This window comes from Ectothiorhodospira sp. PHS-1 (assembly GCF_000225005.1).
In the GTDB taxonomy this organism is placed as follows: domain Bacteria; phylum Pseudomonadota; class Gammaproteobacteria; order Ectothiorhodospirales; family Ectothiorhodospiraceae; genus Ectothiorhodospira.
This window is the reverse complement of the sequence record NZ_AGBG01000066.1, coordinates 1-2,710: the sequence shown is the minus strand read 5'-3', so window position 1 is coordinate 2,710 and position 2,710 is coordinate 1. Positions and strand designations below refer to the sequence as shown.

3 protein-coding genes are annotated in these 2,710 nt (G+C 62.1%); all 3 read right to left on the bottom strand.

Annotated elements, in window-relative coordinates; all coding sequences use genetic code 11:
* A partial coding sequence (locus tag ECTPHS_RS13565; RefSeq protein WP_008933319.1) for a helix-turn-helix domain-containing protein occupies positions 1–330 on the bottom strand: 330 nt, incomplete at its 3' end.
* Between the two features lie 45 nt (positions 331–375).
* Positions 376–972, bottom strand: a complete 597-nt coding sequence (locus ECTPHS_RS15025) for a hypothetical protein (RefSeq protein ID WP_008933334.1) — start codon at positions 970–972, stop codon at positions 376–378.
* Between the two features lie 901 nt (positions 973–1,873).
* A partial coding sequence (locus ECTPHS_RS13550) for a hypothetical protein (protein ID WP_371200122.1) occupies positions 1,874–2,710 on the bottom strand: 837 nt, incomplete at its 5' end.

The window sequence follows — 2,710 nt, the reverse complement described above, 5'->3', positions numbered from 1 at the left end:
ACGCACGGACCAGCAAGGATGCGCCTCCTTCAAGGCGATCAGGGCCTCCGTCACGGCCGCGGGTAGACGCCGGGGCTGGCCGCGATCCTGGCGTGACCTGGGCAGCAGGGCGTCAAAGCCCCCCTGGCGATACTTCTTGATCCAGTCCCGCAAGGTCTCGGCGGCCACATGGGTGCGATCACTGCCGGGGATCGGATGGGAGCGGGCGGCAATGGCATGGAGCTGGGTGTAGAGCCCGGGCGCGCCGGGCGGCCGGCGCACCAGGTCGGCGATCAGCCCGAAACGGAACAGGGCGATCTCGTGGCGCAGGTCATGGGAGGGATCGGGCATGGCAGCGTCTCCGGGGCAAACGACCCAAATGGTCGCTCCACGACGCTACGCCCCGCTGCCGGGCGGGTCAGGGCCCATTGAGTGTTGGCGCGACGGGGAGGTGGACCCACCGCCACCGCGGCGGTGGGAAAAACCGAGTGGCGGCGGCAACTGAACAAGCCAGGGCGCGGCAATCTCACGCAGGGCGGGCAGCAAGGGCGTCAGGCCCAATGCGATCTGGCAGGCGGTCACGGTGAGGGCGCAGTCAGCGAGGAGTTCGGGCAGCAACCCCCTGAGGCGGTGCAAGCCATCGCCTACCGCATCCTTGCGGCGGCGTACCCAGCGCACCGCCCCCGCCTCCTCGATGTCGGGACGCAGGATCCTGGCGGCCGCCACCAGACTGGGCGCGGTCTCCGCGGTCATCACCGCCACCTCTACCGTCTGCAACGTCCCCGACCAGCGGGCCGCCAGACAATCAGGTATCAGGGAAAACGTGCGATGCCCCAACGGGCAGTACCAGCGGGCGATCCGCGCCCCCAAGGGCCGCTTGCGCGGATAGCTGCCGTGGCGGGCAAAGCCACAGCCCCCGGCGGGATGCAGCGGACAACACGTCAGGCTTGCCTTCAACCAGCCTTGCTCGGTAACGTATTGTTCGCCGGTCAAAGGCGTTCTCAGGCGCAATAGCACACCGGCCACCGGCCCGCACGGCGGCTACCGTGGCGGGCCACTTTTATGGGTTGGCCTCAAATCATGCCCGGGCACGTCCCGGTCTACCAGTCCCGGTGAATCAATCCGGGCATCTCCCCACAGACCCCTTCCACACTCCGCCACCGCACCGACTCCCTCACCGGGGGAATAATTCGCTTCGAATCGGGCGGTGGTCAGCGATTAGGGGCGGGAAACAACACTCTGGGCATGCCAGACGTTGCGGACATCGAGTTTGAACCGCCGCGTGTGACCATCGGCACCCAGCCGGCTGATGTCTCATGATGTCAAACCAACGTGGTGGATGGATTGATTGGTGGGCCCGGTCGGACTCGAACCGACGACCAAGGGATTATGAGTTTGCACGCAACGCTGCAAGCCCAGCAAAATCAGGGGTAATCTACCGTAAGCCAGATAAGCTAAAAGTATTTACGTGACAGTAGGTTAGCGTAATTTTGCGAAGATGGCCAGAACGGGTGTGTGTACTGCTACTGTACCGATTTCACCTGCTTTCAGTACAGTCAGCCGCGCTTCGCTGGTGGCCATTTGAGTAGTCAAGGATTCCTTGACTACTGCCCTCGGTATGCTCAGATCCAACTGACAAGGATTCCTTGACAGTTGGGTGCGTGGTTGGATCACAGGCTACTGCGTCGAAGAACCGGTATCCTGGCTCAGGCAGGTCGTGCGCACATGGTTTGGTGGCTCAAACTCATAGCCTGCGGCGACAAGCTCTGCTTCAACGTCTTCGGTTATGAAGAACGGTTCAGGTTGCCCGTTCTCCTGGGTCGGTAGGTTTTCGTCCTCTCCGGCACTCATATCATCAGCTCCTTTTGTGTGTTTATCAGGCCTGAGTCCAGTCTTAGTCTTCTGTCCGCAAGCCGACCACCTGGCTGCCAGGGCTTTGGGCGTGGAGCGTCAGGTTCGGGCTTTGTGAGGCGAGGTAGCCCAGCGGTTGATCGAGAACAAATGGGTAGAGCACGGCCAGGGACGACAGGGCGGGCACAGATACCGATTTACCACCGTAGCGCAAGGCAGCCTCAATCAGCCAGGCGATGGTCTCGGCATCATTGAGCACCCGAGGTTTCAGGCGGACCAGGCGCTTGCCTTTTTCCACGCGCTCGATAGCACCCCAGCTGGCTTGTGACTGCAGGACCATGTTGGTCATGCGGTAGGTGCCTTCCCGCTCACCATAAACTTCGCTCATGCGGCGATGGACTTCTGTCGAGGCGCAGTCTCCCTGGAGTGCGGACAAGCGACCCACCAGTTCAGCGACCTTGCCGAAGAATGGGTAACTGGCGATTGCCATTCCCCAGGTCAGGGCAGTGGTTGGAACGCCAGGGTTGGCTTTGTAAATGGCGATACCGCGTTCAGCGAAGCTGGCCAGCTCAGGTCGCGGTTCGAGCCATAGGCGATTCAGTACGGTGCGCGTCTTCTTGCGCGCCGCCACGCCGAGCCCCGCCTCATCCAGCAGAGCATTCAAGTCATCGGGTTCAGCCAGGCCGGCGCGTACCCGTAAAGCTGCTGATGCCCACTCCAGCGCTATGTAGCGGTCGAAGCCGATTCTGGGGGCAGGCGGATTGGTCGTTTTCAATTGACGTAACTCACTTTCACAAAGGGCACGATAAGTTCTTCCAGGGACATGCCACCGCTGGAGTATCCCCACGAATTCATGCAGGGATCCCGGCGGCAAACACGG